This is a genomic window from Piscinibacter sp. HJYY11, from assembly GCF_016735515.1.
Taxonomy (GTDB): domain Bacteria; phylum Pseudomonadota; class Gammaproteobacteria; order Burkholderiales; family Burkholderiaceae_C; genus Rhizobacter.
In genome coordinates this window covers 3,422,089-3,436,259 of sequence record NZ_JAERQZ010000001.1, presented here as the reverse complement: position 1 = coordinate 3,436,259, position 14,171 = coordinate 3,422,089, and the positions used below count along the sequence as shown (strand labels likewise).

Annotated in this window: 16 protein-coding genes; 8 read left to right on the top strand and 8 right to left on the bottom strand. The window is 68.4% G+C overall.

The annotated features are described in order from the left end of the window. Positions 1 to 73: 73 nt before the first annotated feature. Together JI745_RS15915 and JI745_RS15910 are read left to right on the top strand one after the other, a co-directional pair. Positions 74 to 1,015 carry a LysR family transcriptional regulator gene (locus tag JI745_RS15915; RefSeq protein ID WP_201808770.1) on the top strand — a complete coding sequence of 314 codons (942 nt, stop codon included), beginning with the start codon at positions 74 to 76 and terminating at the stop codon, positions 1,013 to 1,015. A 379-nt stretch (positions 1,016 to 1,394) separates the two neighbouring features. Further along, entirely contained in the window at positions 1,395 to 2,081 is a 687-nt protein-coding gene (locus JI745_RS15910) for a YecA family protein (protein ID WP_236675012.1), read from the top strand. 3 nt (positions 2,082 to 2,084) lie between these two features. Here JI745_RS15910 and JI745_RS15905 read toward each other — a convergent pair whose 3' ends face one another. Further along, the gene (locus JI745_RS15905) at positions 2,085 to 3,371 is read right to left on the bottom strand and encodes an Hsp70 family protein (protein ID WP_201808766.1); all 1,287 of its coding nucleotides are present in this window, start codon (positions 3,369 to 3,371) and stop codon (positions 2,085 to 2,087) included. A gap of 191 nt (positions 3,372 to 3,562) precedes the next feature. Here JI745_RS15905 and JI745_RS15900 point away from each other — a divergent pair, with 191 nt between their 5' ends. Beyond that, positions 3,563 to 4,063: a tetratricopeptide repeat protein gene (locus JI745_RS15900; RefSeq protein ID WP_201808764.1), complete on the top strand. Its 501-nt coding sequence runs from the start codon at positions 3,563 to 3,565 to the stop codon at positions 4,061 to 4,063. Here JI745_RS15900 and JI745_RS15895 read toward each other — a convergent pair whose 3' ends face one another. Together JI745_RS15895 and JI745_RS15890 are read right to left on the bottom strand one after the other, a co-directional pair. Next, positions 4,064 to 5,362: a D-amino acid dehydrogenase gene (locus tag JI745_RS15895; protein ID WP_201808762.1), complete on the bottom strand. Its 1,299-nt coding sequence runs from the start codon at positions 5,360 to 5,362 to the stop codon at positions 4,064 to 4,066. Further along, on the bottom strand, positions 5,362 to 5,976 hold the full coding sequence (locus JI745_RS15890; protein WP_201808760.1) for a LysE/ArgO family amino acid transporter: 615 nt from the start codon (positions 5,974 to 5,976) through the stop codon (positions 5,362 to 5,364). The genes JI745_RS15895 and JI745_RS15890 overlap by 1 nt, the downstream gene beginning before the upstream one ends. Before the next feature lie 74 nt (positions 5,977 to 6,050). Here JI745_RS15890 and JI745_RS15885 point away from each other — a divergent pair, with 74 nt between their 5' ends. Continuing rightward, on the top strand, positions 6,051 to 6,989 hold the full coding sequence (locus JI745_RS15885) for a LysR family transcriptional regulator ArgP (protein WP_201808758.1): 939 nt from the start codon (positions 6,051 to 6,053) through the stop codon (positions 6,987 to 6,989). Here the strand turns inward: JI745_RS15885 and JI745_RS15880 are convergent. After that, positions 6,977 to 7,114, bottom strand: coding sequence for a hypothetical protein (locus JI745_RS15880; protein ID WP_201808755.1), 138 nt, complete (start codon positions 7,112 to 7,114; stop codon positions 6,977 to 6,979). The two genes, JI745_RS15885 and JI745_RS15880, sit on opposite strands and share 13 nt — an antisense overlap. A gap of 201 nt (positions 7,115 to 7,315) precedes the next feature. Here JI745_RS15880 and JI745_RS15875 point away from each other — a divergent pair, with 201 nt between their 5' ends. Beyond that, positions 7,316 to 7,519, top strand: a complete 204-nt coding sequence (locus tag JI745_RS15875) for a hypothetical protein (RefSeq protein WP_201808749.1) — start codon at positions 7,316 to 7,318, stop codon at positions 7,517 to 7,519. Positions 7,520 to 7,604: 85 nt separating this feature from the next. Continuing rightward, positions 7,605 to 8,234 carry a TetR/AcrR family transcriptional regulator gene (locus tag JI745_RS15870; protein ID WP_201808747.1) on the top strand — a complete coding sequence of 210 codons (630 nt, stop codon included), beginning with the start codon at positions 7,605 to 7,607 and terminating at the stop codon, positions 8,232 to 8,234. Here JI745_RS15870 and JI745_RS15865 read toward each other — a convergent pair. The 3 genes from JI745_RS15865 to JI745_RS15855 are packed head-to-tail and all read right to left on the bottom strand — an operon-like array spanning position 8,204 to position 10,698. Further along, positions 8,204 to 8,977 (bottom strand): metallophosphoesterase, encoded by a 774-nt coding sequence (locus JI745_RS15865; RefSeq protein ID WP_201808745.1) that lies wholly within the window; start codon positions 8,975 to 8,977, stop codon positions 8,204 to 8,206. The genes JI745_RS15870 and JI745_RS15865 overlap by 31 nt on opposite strands. A 4-nt stretch (positions 8,978 to 8,981) precedes the next feature. Continuing rightward, on the bottom strand, positions 8,982 to 9,725 hold the full coding sequence (locus JI745_RS15860) for a UPF0149 family protein (RefSeq protein WP_201808743.1): 744 nt from the start codon (positions 9,723 to 9,725) through the stop codon (positions 8,982 to 8,984). A gap of 1 nt (position 9,726) precedes the next feature. Continuing rightward, complete coding sequence (locus JI745_RS15855) at positions 9,727 to 10,698, bottom strand: LysR family transcriptional regulator (RefSeq protein ID WP_201808741.1); 972 nt, start codon at positions 10,696 to 10,698, stop codon at positions 9,727 to 9,729. A 142-nt stretch (positions 10,699 to 10,840) separates the two neighbouring features. On the opposite strand from JI745_RS15855, the gene JI745_RS15850 reads away from it, so the two are divergent. Then, entirely contained in the window at positions 10,841 to 11,086 is a 246-nt protein-coding gene (locus tag JI745_RS15850; protein ID WP_201812790.1) for a hypothetical protein, read from the top strand. 112 nt (positions 11,087 to 11,198) lie between these two features. Here the strand turns inward: JI745_RS15850 and JI745_RS15845 are convergent, their stop codons facing one another. Next, positions 11,199 to 13,061 (bottom strand): phosphoenolpyruvate carboxykinase (GTP), encoded by a 1,863-nt coding sequence (locus JI745_RS15845; RefSeq protein ID WP_201808733.1) that lies wholly within the window; start codon positions 13,059 to 13,061, stop codon positions 11,199 to 11,201. Positions 13,062 to 13,369: 308 nt separating this feature from the next. Between JI745_RS15845 and JI745_RS15840 the strand changes: the two genes are divergently transcribed. After that, on the top strand, positions 13,370 to 14,170 hold the full coding sequence (locus JI745_RS15840; protein WP_201808725.1) for a substrate-binding domain-containing protein: 801 nt from the start codon (positions 13,370 to 13,372) through the stop codon (positions 14,168 to 14,170). Position 14,171 lies beyond the last annotated feature (1 nt).

Below are 14,171 nucleotides of genomic sequence, written 5' to 3'. Positions count from 1 at the left end.
ATCAGTCTAGGCCTCGTGTCCCCGCTTGCCAATGCGACCAGCCTGACTTCATTGTTCGATAAACTGAACAACCATGGCGACCCTCGATCCCCGCGTCGACCTGCTCTGGCCGCAGGTGCACACCCTCGTGCTGCTGGCGCAGACCGCGAGCTACACGCAGGTAGCACAGCGCCTGGGCCTGTCGAAGGCGGCGGTGAGCCAGCGCATCAGCGACCTCGAGCGTGCGGTGGGCCAGACGCTCGTGCAGCGCACCACCCGCTCGGTGCGGCTGACCGAGGCCGGCCAGCGCCTGGCCGAGCAGACGACCGAGAGCTTCGCGCTCATCGCGCGCAGCATCGGCGAAGCACGCGACCTCGCCGCGCAACCGCGCGGGCTGGTGCGCATGACGGCGCCCGTCGCGCTCGGCCGCCAGCACCTCGCGCCATTGATCGACAGCTTCATCCGCGCGCAACCCGAAGTGCGGGTCGACCTCGACCTGTCGGACCGCATCGCGACACTGGCCCACGAAGGCTACGACCTGGCCGTGCGCCACACCAGCGCACCGCCCGACAACCATGTGGCGTGGAAGCTCTGCAGCTCACGCGCGTTGCTGGTGGCAAGCAGCGCCTACCTCAAGCGGCATGGCACGCCCGAGCACCCGAGCGACCTGGCCCAGCACGCCTGCCTCGCCTACCTGCGCCCGGGCCCCACGGTGTGGCAGTTCGAGCGTGCCGCTCGCAGCGGGCCGGAGCGATTGAGCGTCACGGTGCAGGGCCCGCTGCGCGCGGGCAACAGCGAGGTGCTGCGCGATGCCGCGCTCTCGGGCCAGGGCATCGCGCTCCTGCCTGACTTCAGCGCTGCAGCCGCGCTGCGCGCCAGGCGTCTGCGTGTGGTGCTGCCGGCATGGCGGCCGGTGGGCGCGTTCGGTGACGCCATCTACGCACTGCACCCGTGGAGTCCCACCACACCGAAGGCGGTGCAGGCCCTGGTGAGCCACTTGAAGCATGGCTTCAGCGATGGCTTTCCCATGGATTGATCAAGGCGAGGCCAAAAAAAAGCCCACCCGGTGAAGGGTGGGCCGTTCAAGTCCTCTAGAGGACGTCGTTGGGACCGTTGCGGGCTCTCTCGCTTCTGCGTCGCGTTGTTTTTCTTCGGCGCTCTGTCGAGTGGAGCCGTGTACGTTGGTGGTCAAAAGACCCCGTGTGACAGCACCGGCGCACTGTAGTCGTGGCTCACAAACACCATCCATCCCCAATACGAGGGACGCATCGAAACGCTTTGTAGCAAGCGCTCTTTCGCATGGTCATACGACATGCGGCAACGCCTGTGTTTCCGCCATTTCGCACGGTGACGCATCGTTCGACGACATGTTGCCGACATGTCACCCTCCTTTGGGGGGAGCGCGACAATGCGCCATGCCCACACCACTCCCTCCCCATCGCGTGAACGTCACATCACCCCTCGGCGAACACGAGATTGACGAGTTGCAGACGCTGCTCGACCGCGTGCCCGCGCCGCTGGAGCCGCTGGACGTGAGCATGCTCGATGGTTATCTCTGCGGCGTGCTCGTGCAGCCGGTGCGCGTGCCCGCGAGCCGCTGGCTGCCGCACATCACCGATGCCGACGCGCGCGCGTTGCCGGCGGGCTTCGACGCCTCTCGCCTGCATGCACTGGCGCAGCGCCGGCATGCAGAGCTCAACGACGCCATCGCGCGCCGGCAATGGTTCGACCCCTGGGTGTTCGAGCTCGAGTCGGACGACGAGGACGAGCCCGCTGCCCCCGACGCGGTGTACCCATGGGTCGCCGGCTTCGCCCTCGCGATGGAGTGTTTCCCCGAGCTGATGCAGCGCGATGCGCACGCGCTGACCGAGCCGCTCGCGCTGCTGTACCGCCACCTCGACCCCGACGACCTGGAAGACGCCGACGAATTGCTCGCCGAGATCGACACGCTGGAGCCACCCGAAGATCTCAGCGCCGCAGTGGAAGAACTCGTGCGCGCGACGCTGCTGCTGGCCGACGTCGGCCGCCCGGTGCCCGCGGCACCCAAACCTGCAGCGAAGACCAGGCGCCCTGGCCCGCCGCCGCACCGCCGCCGCCGCTGAACGCTATTGCACGCGCTCGAACCAGCGCTGCGCGTACAGCGCAAGCCCCGTCGCCACGCTGGCGAAGCGATCGCCACGCACCGCGCGCGCCTGCGGGAAGGCCGCCGCGATCTGCTGCGCCAGCAGGCGCAGGCCGGTAGAGCCCCCGGTGAAGTAGAGCGCATCCACCTCAGACGCCTGCAGCCCTGCCTGCGCCACGGTCACGCGCGCCGCCTCGACGATGCGATCGAGGTCGACCTCGATCGCTTCCACCGCCTGCGGCTCGCTCAAGCTCGAGGCCAGCTTGTGTTCGACATGGCTCAGGTCGATGCGCACCTCGCCGCCGTCGGCCACCGCGATCTTGGCGTCTTCGGCGCGCGAGGCGAGCTCATGGCCCAGCCGCTCGGTCACCACCGTCATCAGGCGCTGGTGGTGCTTCGGCTCGGCGTAGAAGCTGCGCATCTGCCGCAGCTCGGCCACACGTGCCGGGTTGTAGACGGTGTTGATCAGGTGCCAGGTGGCGAGGTCGAAGTACACGCCGCTCGGCACTTCGCGCGCCGGCGCGCCGTTCACGCTCGGGCCGAGCGCGCCGTAGCCGAACTCGCCGAGGATGCTCGCGAGCTCGATGCGGCGGTCGAAGTCGGTGCCAGCGATGTGCACGCCGTGGTTGGCCAGGATGTCGTGCTTGCGCTCCAGGTGCGCCGCACGCTCGGGGCCCACGCGCACCAGCGAGAAGTCGGAGGTGCCGCCGCCGATGTCGGCCACGAGCACGATTTCCTGACGCGAGGCCGTGCGCTCGTAGTCGAAGGCGGCTGCAATCGGCTCATATTGGAAGTGCACCTCGCGAAAGCCCACGGCCCGGGCCGCCGTCTCGAGCGAGGCCTGCGCCTGCGCATCACGCTCGGGTTCGCCATCGACGAAATACACCGGCCGGCCCATCACCACCTGCTCGATGCGCGTGCCCGCCGCCCGTTCGGCGGCCGTCTTCAGGTGCAGCAGGTAGCCGCTGATGATGTCGAGGTACTTGGCACCGCGGCCGCCGCCCACGTCGGTCGTCTGGTCGACCAGGCTGCTGCCGAGGATGCTCTTCATCGAGCGCATCAAGCGGCCATCGACCCCTTCCACGTAGGCCGCCAGTGCCGCACGGCCGAAGGCACGCGGCGGGCCGTTCGTCTCCGGCCCTTCGGCGTAGTAGAAGACGGCCGTCGGCATGGTCGGGTGCCCCGGCTCCAGCTCGACCAGCCGCATCGCACCGTCGACCGGAATCGCGATCGCCGAGTTGGACGTGCCGAAGTCGATGGCGCAGTACATGGAAGGGGGCCCGCAAAAAGGGGCGCGATTGTAGGCGCGTCGTCATGGCGCACAGCGCCGTTGCACCCAGCGCCGGGGGGCGCGAAAATTTTTTGCCGCCCCTGCATCCATTTCCCGGATCGACTCGTCATGTCTGTAGGTCGCCGATCTCCGGCGGCTCCCCACCCCAGACCACCCAGAAGGACTCGACCATGAACCTGCTCCCCCGCCTCGTCGGCTTCGGCCTCTTCGCCCTTGCCCTGTCGGCCACCACCCAGGCCGCCGACACGGGCCCTGCGCCTGCCCCCGCCCCCGCCGCCAAAAGCCAGGACAAGCTTGCCGCCGCCCGCGCGCAGATCGCCGCCCGCAACTGGAGCGGCGCCATCGACGAGCTCAAGCGTGTCAACGACACCGGCAGCGCCGACTGGAACAACCTGATGGGCTACAGCCTGCGCAAGGCAAAGACGCCCGACCTCGCCGGCTCGGAGCGCTTCTACGACCAGGCCCTGCGCATCGACCCGAAGCACCTCGGCACGCTCGAATATTCCGGCGAGCTTTACCTGATGAAGGGCGAGTTGCCCAAGGCGGAGCAGCGCCTCGCGGCGCTCGACGCCGCCTGCAACAAGAGCTGCACCGAGTACGCCGACCTCAAGCGGGCGATCGAGCGCTACAAGGCGTCGGGCCAGAAGTACGTGTCCAGCGACAGCTACTGATCACGCAGCGGCTTCGCGCCACGGCGCATGTGCGTCGTCGCCGCAGAAGCCGAACGCCAGCGCCGGCCGCTTGCCGCTCATCAGCTCGGCGAGCGCGCGGCCCGAGCCGGCGCCGTGCGTCCAGCCGAGCGTGCCGTGGCCGGCATTGACCCACAGCCGCCCGATGCGCGTGCGGCCGATGTAGGGGATGTTGTCGGGCGTGCTCGGCCGCAGGCCCGACCAGAAGTGCGGCTCGCGGGTGTCGGCCACGCCGGGAAAGATCTCCTCATAGCGCTTCACGAGCGCCGCACAGCGCACCTGCGCGGTGGGGGAGTCGAGCCCGGTGTCGTAGCCGGCCATCTCGGCCGTGCCGGCCACACGCACCGTGTCGCCCAGGCGGCTGATGGCGATCTTGCGCGTGTCGTCGATCATGCTCACCACGCTGGCCCGTTCGGGATGGCGCAGCTTGAAAGTCGCCGAGTAGCCCTTCGCGGGATAGATGTTGAGGTAGACGCCGAGCGGGCGCAGCAAAGGCGCGGTATGACTGCCGAGCGCGGCGACGAAGGCATCGGCCTTCAGCGTGCGCGACTCGTGGCGCTGCTGCACCCGCACCGCCTGCAGCTCGCCGCTGGCCACCTCGAAGCCCGCGACGTCGTGCCCGTACAGGAACTGTGCGCCACGCGCCTCGCAGCGCCGCGCGAGCTGTTGGGTGAAGCTGCGTGCGTCGCCCGACTCGTCGCTGGCGGTGTAGGTGCCGCCGACGATCTGCTCGGCAAAGCCGCGCAGCGCCGGCTCGACCTGCAGCACCTCGTCGCGCGAGAGGATGCGCCGGTCCACGCCGTGGCGCCGCATGATCTCGGCGCCGGCCGCCACGCCGTCGAAATCCTTCTCGTTGCAGAAGAAGTGCAGGATGCCGCGCTCCAGCCGGTCGTACTCGATGCCGGTCTGCGCGACCAGGCTTTTCAGCGATTCGTGGCTGTAACGTCCCAGTGCCACCAGCTGCGCCACGTTGCGCTCGAACGCCGCGTGCGTGCAGTTGGCGAGGAAGCTCAAGCCCCAGCGCCACTGGTGCACGTCGAGCTTCGGGCGGAACAGCAAGGGCGAGTCATCGTGCGCGAGCCACTTGATGACCTTGAGCGGGGCACTCGGGTGCGCCCAGGGCTCGCAGTAGCTGACGGAGATCTGCGCGCCGTTGGCAAAGCTCGTCTCCAGCGCCGCATCGGGCTGCCGGTCGACCACGGTCACCTCATGGCCATGCTCCAGCAGGTACCACGCGGTGCTGATGCCAACGATCCCCGCCCCGAGCACGACCACCTTCATTACAAGCCTCCCACGAGCAACTGGCCCGCCACCGTGAACATCACCAACGCCACCGTCGCATCGATCCCACGCCAGACAAAGGGCCGCTGCAACCAGCGCGAGGCCGCGGCGGCGCCATAACCGAGCGTCACGAACCACATCAGCGAAGCAAGGCCCGCACCCAGCGCGAAGGCCACACGGCCGGTCTCGCCGTGCTGCGCCCCGACGCTGCCGAGCAGCACCACGGTGTCGAGATAGACGTGCGGGTTGAGGTAGGTCAGCGCGAGCGTGCTGGCGAGCGTGGTGGCCAGGCTGCTCGCGCGCGGCCCGGCCTGCACCAGCTGGCCCTGGCCGCGCCAGGCCTGCAGGGCCGAGCGCAGGCCGTAGGCGAACAGGAAGGCCGCGCCCCCGAAGCGGAAGAACTGCAGGAGCGCCGGCGACGACTGGATCGCCGTGCCCAGGCCGAAGACGCCGAGCGCGATCAGCAACCAGTCGGACACCGTGCACAGCAGCACCACCGGCCCCACGTGCGCCCGCTGCAGGCCCTGGCGCAGCACCAGCGCGTTCTGCGCGCCGATCGCGACGATGAGCCCGGCCGTCATCAGCCAGCCCTGGAGGAATGCGGTGCCCGTCATGCCGCGGATTGTCGGAAGGCGTTGCGCCGAAGTGAAGGTTCATTCATATTTCTCGTGATTCATCAGAGACGCTTATGAAAGACCTCGACCCCGCCGCCCTCGACTGCCTGGCCGCGCTGGCCGACGACGGCCATTTCGAGCGCGCGGCGCGGCGCCTGTCGATCACGCAATCGGCGGTGTCGCAGCGCCTGCGCACGCTGGAGGCCCAGGTGGGGCAGCTGCTCGTGGTGCGCTCGCGGCCGCTTCGCCTCACCGAGGCGGGCAAGGTGCTGCTGCGCTTTGCCCGCCAGCTGCAGGCGATGCGGGCCGACGTGGCCCTCGAGCTCGGCGTCGGGCCGGACAGCGGCCAGCGCCTGCCGATCGCCGTCAACGCCGACAGCCTGGCCACCTGGGTGATGCCGGCGCTCGACACGGTGGTGCAGGCCGGGGTGTCGCTGGAGCTCGTGGTCGACGACCAGAACTTCACCCACGACTGGCTGCGCCAGGGGGCGGTGCTCGGCTGCGTGAGCACGGTGAGCGAGGCGCTGCGCGGTTGCCGCGTGGTGCTGCTGGGCACCATGCGCTACACGGCGGTGGCAAGCCCGGCGTTCATCGCGCGCTGGCTGCCGCAGGGGCTGGACCGGGGCAACTTCGCGCAGGTGCCCTTCCTCGTCTTCAACCGCAAGGACGACATGCAGACGCAGTGGGTGTCACGCGCGTTCGGGGTGCGGCAGCCGCGCCTGCAGGAGAGCTTCGTGCCCTCGTCCGAGGCCTATGTGCGCGCGGCGCTGATGGGCTGGGGCGTGGGCGTGGTGCCCCTGGTGCAGGTCAGCGGCCTGATGGCAAACGGTGACCTGGTCGCGCTGCGCCCCGACGTGGAGCTGAGCGTGCGGCTCTACTGGCACCAGTGGCGCCTGGGGCCCCACGGCGCCCCGCCGTCGGAGCGCGTGGCGCTGCTCGACCGCATCGGCGATGCGCTCGTGGCCGGTGCGCGCGCCGCGCTCGGCCCGCCTGGGCGTGCTCAGCGCAGCTGAATCGCCTGCCCGCCGGTGCGTGCCATCTCGGGCAGGTCGGTGTCTTCCGAGGCGAGCAACAGCGCGCTGGCCAACGCGGCCACCACGGTCAGCCAGGTGAGCACTCGAATCGACAGCCGGTTCATGACAACCTCCACACGCGGAACTGCATGCCGGTCATGTTGAGGCTTCTTCTTGCATTGCAACAAAGCGGCCCGAAAACGCCCTCTCGTGCATGGGGGCAAGAAGCGTGGTTTGCTGCCTGCATATCGGCACATCGGCACGGCGTCGACGGGCCACACTGGCATCCAAGGCACCGATGTCAAGCACAGAAGCGCGAGGGCACCATGAACCTGATTCCGCGTTGGATGAGATCCGGCACCACGCTGCACCCGCAGCGCACCGCTGACCCCGACCCGGGGGACATGGGCACCGCTTTCGGACTTGACGCAAGCCTCGGCCCGCTGGAGGGCGAGCCGGCGGCCCAGGCACCGGCACAGCCCGACGACAGCTTCTGGCAACAGCGACTGGACCGGCGGCCTCAACGCTGACGTTTTCCAGCAACCGTGCGGTAACTTGCTGCACAGGCAAGTCCTTCCGTGACTGCGCTGTACAAGCGCTGACTAGAATCGGCCGATGGCCAAGGTGTCGTTCAAGGAGCAGGTGCTGCGCGCGCGTGAGGATGCGATCGTCGCGTCGGTCAACCGTCTGCTGGCCGAGAAGGGCTACGACATCATGACGGTCGATGAGGTGGCCGCCGACGTCGGCATCGCCAAGGCCAGCCTCTACAAACATTTCAGTTCCAAGGAAGAGCTGGCCGGCGCGGCGATGGTGCGCGTGCTGCAGCGGGCCCAGGCCTTCATGGAGACGCTGCCGCCCGGCGCCCCGGCGATCGACCAGCTGAAGGCCGTGGCCCGCTGGACGATGCAGGTGCAGCTCGCCGGCGAGATGCCGTCGCTGCCGGCGCAGAACTCCGCGCTGCGCGCCGCGCTGATGGGCAACAAGCCCTACCTCGACCGGCTCATGGACGTGAGCGACCGGCTCGGCGAATGGATCGTCGCCGCACAGGAAGCCGGCCACCTCGACCGCGCGCTGCCGCCGGAGGTGGTGCTCTACACGCTCTTCGCCCGCGCCTGCGACCCGGTGCTGGGGCTGCTGAAGGCGGGGGGCCAGTACAGCGACGAACGCATCATCGAGATGCTGATGTCCACCTGCTTCAACGGCCTGGCCGGGGCTCAGACCTCGAGCAGGAACAACGGGTCGTAGCCTTCGGCCTCGCCGCGGCGGGCATGGCCGCGGGCATTGCAGACCACCCGCGTCGAGCGCCCATCAGGGTGCACCACGGTGTAGTCGTGACGGCAGTGCAGGTGCCCGTGGATCCACACATCGGCCAGCGGCAGCAACTCGTCGTCGGCGTTGCAGAAGCTGGCCGTGCCGGACTGGTGGCCGTAGCGCGGGTCGGCGCTGCGCAGGCTGGGGGCGAAATGGGTGAGCGCCACGGTTGCGTCCCACGCGACGGGCGCTTGGGCCAGCTCGGCAGCAAGCCAGGCCTTGCAGGCCAGGCCTTCTTCGCGCACCAGGTCCGCGTCGAACGGTCGCCCGCCCTGGGTCGAGCGCTGCACGTGCATGAAATAGCTGCCGGCGCGCATCGCCTTCTCGCGCCGGGACTCGCCGAAGGCGTCGAAGTCGCACCAGCGCACGGTGGAGACGAAGCGGATGCGGCGGCCCCGCGCGTCCGCCAGGACCAGGCTTTCGCGTTCGAGCAGGCGGATGCCGAGCGATTCGCAATGGGCGCGCAACACGGGCCAGGTCGCGCCGACGTCGCGGTCGTCGAACTCGTGGTTGCCGGCGACCATGAGCACCGGCACCGGCCAGTCGCGGAAGTGCGACAGGCCTTGCCAGGTGCTGTCGATGTCGCCCCCGAGGACCAGCATCTCCGCACCGGGCGCGGGCTGCGGCGTGAAGTCCTCGGTTTCGAGGTGAAGGTCGGAAAGGAGCTGGAAACGCAAGGCTTCAGGTGGCCCCGTGGCACTGCTTGAACTTCTTGCCACTGCCGCAGGGGCAGGGATCGTTGCGGCCCACCTTGGGCTCCTCGCGGCGCACCGTCTCGACCTTGTAGCGCCGGTCGGTGGTGAGGTCGTAGAGGTCGGCAACGGCCGACACCATGTCACCGATCGCGTCGTCGAGCGTGGGCAGCGGGTGCTCGCGGTCGAGGGTGGCGACGACTTCCTTCTCTTGTTCGGTCTCGGTCGGCAGGTGGCGGTACAGGCGCGCCAGAGCCGACATCACCGCGTCGTCGGGGATCTCCGAGAGGTCCGGGAAACACAGCGCCGCATGCTGGAAGCCCGCCACCCACGGCATCAGCGCCTGCGAGACCTCGCTCAAGCCGGCCAGCGGGTCGGGCTCGCCCTCCGGCGGCAGCTCACGCGGGTGCTCCTCGTCGAACTCGAGCACGAAGGGGTCGAACCAGCCTTCTTCGGCCAGCGCACGGTTGAGCGCATCGTGCCGTCGTTTGATCAGCGTGCGGGTGCGCTCGAGCCAGGCGGCGTCGACGTCGTCGGGCAGGGGCTGGCCATCGAAGTCGAACACGTGCGGCAACCAGGCGTCGGCCTCCAGCAGCACCGGCTGCACGATCACGCCGCAGAGGAAGCCGTCGAGCATCACCCCGTCGAGCGGCTGCAGGGGCTCGGGCGTGGCGAGCAGCAGGTCGTCAAGCTCGGCAAATTCGGCGTCGGTGAGGTCGGCGTGGGTGGCCATGTCAGGAAAGAGGGGCAGAAGAGGGAGCGGAGATTGTCGCGCCGGCCCGCGGGCGTGCCGCGTCCACCAGGCGGTCTCGCAACCATTGGTGGGCGGTCACGCCGTCATGGCGCATGTGCCACATGGTTTCGACGTGAATGCGGGCCATCGGCATCGGCAAGGGGCGCTCCACCAGCTGCGACTGGTAGCCGGTGGCAACGACGAAGGACGCCGGCAGCACCGTCAGCAGGTCGCTGCGCGCCACGACCCGGCCGGCGGTGAAGAACTGGTTGACCGTCAGCACGATGCGGCGCGTGCGGTTCAGCGCGGCCAGGGCTTGGTCGACAAAGCCGTGCGGGCGGCCGGAGAAGCTCACCAGCAGGTGATGCGCCTCGCAGAAGCGGTCGAGCGTCAACTCGCCCTCGGCGAGCGGGTGGCCACGGCGCATCACGCAGACATATTCGCTTTCGTTCAGGCGTTGGTGGCGCAGCGCGCTTTGTGCGCCCTGGGAGACCAGCTCGGCGATCGCCTCGGGGAAGTAGCCCACGGCGACGTCGATCTCGCCCCGCTCGAGCAGCGCACGCGGGTCCCGGGTGGTGAGCGGGACGACGCGCAGGTTGACCAGCGCCTGCTGCGCCTCGATGTGGTCGATGAGCGGCGGCAACAGCACGGCGGCGGTGGCATCGGCCATCGCTAGGCGGAAGCTCACGGCATCGCGCCGGGGGTCGAAGTCACCGGGGTCGAGCGCGGCGCGCAACTGGTCGAGTGCGGCGCGCACCTGCGGCCACAGTCTTTCCGCAAAGGGCGTCGGAACGACACCATGCGTGACGCGAGTGAGCAATTCCTCACCTACCGATTCTCGAAACCGCCGAAGCGCGTTGCTCACGGCCGGCTGGGTCAGCGACAGCCGCGTCGCGGCACGGGTCAGGTTGCGCTCGGCCATGACGGCGTCGAAGACGCGCAGCAGGTTCAGGTCGAGCGTCTTGAAGTTCATGGTTCGTGATTTTGTCCCGACATGCGCTTTGTGAATATCACGGATTCACATTCTTGATTGGACTGACATTAGTAGTTTCCCTATAGTCCACCTCAATGCGAACTCTTTGTGAGTTGCAGAAGTTGCCCCGAAGGAGCACACCATGACCACGACGACCATCAGCCTCCAGATCCCGCAAACCCGCACGGCGCCTCGCTTGGCCGCTGTGATCGGCGAATGGGTTGCCGCCCTGCTGAACGCGCTGCCCTCTGGCACGCCGGCACCGCGCTACCCCTCGCGTGAAGCGGCTCGGGTGCGCGCCATGGCTCACCGCTTCGAAGCCAGCGACCCCCGCTTCGCTTCCGAGCTGTATGCCGCGGCCGATCGCCACGAGATGCTGTACCGCTGATCCCTGCCGCAAGGCACCCCAGAGAAAGCCCGCGTCAGCGGGCTTTTTTGTTGGCGGGTCCGGGCGTGAAAAAGGCGCCTCGAGGGCGCCTTCTCGCGGGGAGCCTGAGCGATCAGGCTTCGAGGCGGGCTTCGAGCTTGGCCTTGGTGGCGGTCAACTCGGCCGGCAGGTGGTAGGCCAGCTGCTTGAACAACTCGGCGTGCAGGCCGAATTCGGTCTGCCAGTCGGCCTTGTTGATGTTGGTGACCTGCTCGTACTGGGCCTTGGTGAAATCGAGGCCGGTCCAGTTGATGTCTTCGTAACGCGGGGTGGTGCCGAACAGGTTCTCGACGCCCTGGCCCGTGCCTTCGACACGGTCCAGCACCCACTTGAGCACGCGCATGTTCTCGCCGTAGCCCGGCCAGATGAACTTGCCGTCGGCGCCCTTGCGGAACCAGTTGACGCAGAAGATCTTGGGCAGCTTGGCGCCTTGCGCTTCGAGCTTGGCGCCGAGGTCGAGCCAGTGCTGGAAGTAGTCGCTCATGTTGTAGCCCATGAAGGGCAGCATGGCGAACGGGTCGCGGCGCACCACGCCTTGCTGGCCGAAGGCCGCGGCGGTGGTCTCGGAGCCCATCGTGGCGGCCATGTAGACGCCTTCGGTCCAGTCGCGCGCCTCGGTGACGAGCGGCACGGTGGTCGACCGGCGGCCACCGAAGATGAAGGCGTCGATCTTCACGCCCGCGGGGTTGTCCCACTCGCTGTCGAGCGCGGGGTTGTTGGTGGCGGCGACGGTGAAGCGGGCGTTCGGGTGCGCGGCCTTGGCGCCGGTTTCCTTGGCGATCTGCGGCGTCCAGTCCTTGCCTTGCCAGTCGATGCAGTGGGCCGGGGCGTCGCCCATGCCTTCCCACCAGACGTCGCCGTCGTCGGTCAGTGCCACATTGGTGAAGATCACGTCGCGGTTCAGCGACTTCATGCAGTTCGGGTTGGTCTGCATGTTGGTGCCGGGGGCCACGCCGAAGTAGCCGGCCTCCGGGTTGATGGCGCGCAGCGTGCCGTCGGCTTGCGGCTTGACCCAGGCGATGTCGTCACCGATGGTGGTGACCTTCCAGCCGTTGAACGCGGCCGGCGGAATCAGCATCGCGAAATTGGTCTTGCCGCAGGCGCTGGGGAAGGCGGCCGCGACGTGGTACTTCTTGCCCTGCGGCGAGGTGACGCCGAGGATGAGCATGTGCTCGGCCAGCCAGCCCTGGGCGCGGCCCATGGTCGAGGCGATGCGCAGCGCGAAGCACTTCTTGCCCAGCAGCGCATTGCCGCCGTAGCCCGAGCCGTAGGACCAAATTTCCTGCGTGGCGGGGTAGTGGACGATGTACTTGGTGTCGCTGTTGGGCCAGGCCACATCCTTCTGGCCAGGCTCGAGCGGCGCCCCCACGGTGTGCACGCAAGGCACGAAGTGGCCGTCTTCGCCGAGCACGTCGAGCACGGCGCGGCCCATGCGGGTCATGATCTTCATGTTGACGGCCACGTAGGGGCTGTCGGACAGCTCGACGCCGATGTGCGCGATCGGCGAGCCCAGCGGGCCCATGCTGAACGGCACGACGTAGAGCGTGCGGCCCTTCATGGCGCCCTTGAACAAGGCCTTCTCGCCGGTCTGCAGCAGTTCGCGCATCTCGGCCGGGGCCATCCAGTTGTTGGTGGGGCCGGCGTCTTCCTTCTTGTCGGTGCAGATGAAGGTGCGGTCTTCGACGCGCGCCACGTCGCTCGGGCTCGTTACCGCGAGGTAACTATTGGGGCGAAGCTCGGGGTTGAGTTTCTTGAAGGTACCAGCCGCCACGAGCTGGGCGCACAGACGGTCGTACTCTTCCTTGCTGCCGTCGCACCAGTAGACATCCTTCGCCTGCGTCAGCGCAGCGATCTCGGCCACCCACGCCACGAGACGGGCGTGCTTCACATAGGCCGGAACGTTCAGGCGCAAGCCTTCCATGACGGGTCGGTTCATCGTGGGTCCAATCTTCAAAGTTGAAAAAGCGGGATCGGGCGAATCTCATGCACCGGAAAAGTACGGTGCCGGGGGCTCGCCCCATGCCGCTTGGGCATCCGCTGTTGGCGGAGCAATCGACGTGCGACCCCAGGGTGGAGAGGGTCGCGAAATGATTGTCATGTGAATGTAATCCTGCGGTAACCACCGGGTCGCAGGGGGCCATGCAAACTTTGCATAGCGCCATGCAGCCGGCATGTGAATTTGTTCCGCAGCATCGAACATGCGTGCAGTTACTTCGCAGGCGACTGGCTTTTAAGATGCCAGCCATGACAACGTCTCGCCGACTGGTTCTGGCCGCGCTCGCGTCTGCGGGCGTGCCCGCCGTGCACGCGGTGCAACGCAAGTCGCTCAGCGACCCGATGCGCCTGGGGGCGGAACAGGCCCTCATCGAATCAGGGCTGGCACCCCAGTTTCAGAAGGCCTTCGGGCGCGACACCGGCGTGGCCGTGCAGCTGGTGCCCGGCCGGAGCGCCGAGCTGCTCGAGTCGCTGGAACGCGGCGAGCTCGATGCCTCGATGACCAACGCGCCGGAACTGGAAGCCGCCCTCGAAAAGAAAGGCCTCGCCCACGACCGGCGCCGGCTGGCGGCGGGTGATTTCGTGCTCGTCGGCCCGATGGAGGGCACCGGCAAGAAAGCCAAGGACCCTGTCGGCATTGCCGGCGAACGTGACGTGGCCGCCGCGCTGGCCCGCATCGCCGAGGCGAAGGCCCGGTTCATCGGCGCCCCGGCCGGTTGCGGCGCGCAGCTCGCCAGCCTGGCACTGTGGCGTGCGGCCAAGGTGGCGCCTGCCGCGCCCTGGTTCGTCGAAGCCAAGGGCAGCCCGCTGGACCAGGCCCTGGCCGAAAACGCCTACACCCTCGTCGAGCGCGGTGTGTGGCTGGCCAAGGCGCGCAAGCCGTTTGCGCTGATGGTGGAGGGCGACGCCCGCCTCGCGACCGAGGTGCACGTGATGCGCTCCTTCCGCGTCAACCACCCGGCGGCCAAGCTCTTCGGCCAATGGGTCGGCGGCCCGCAGGGTGCGCGCGTGGCGGCCAGCGTGCGCGGCTGGAAAGCGGCGTCGCGCTGAC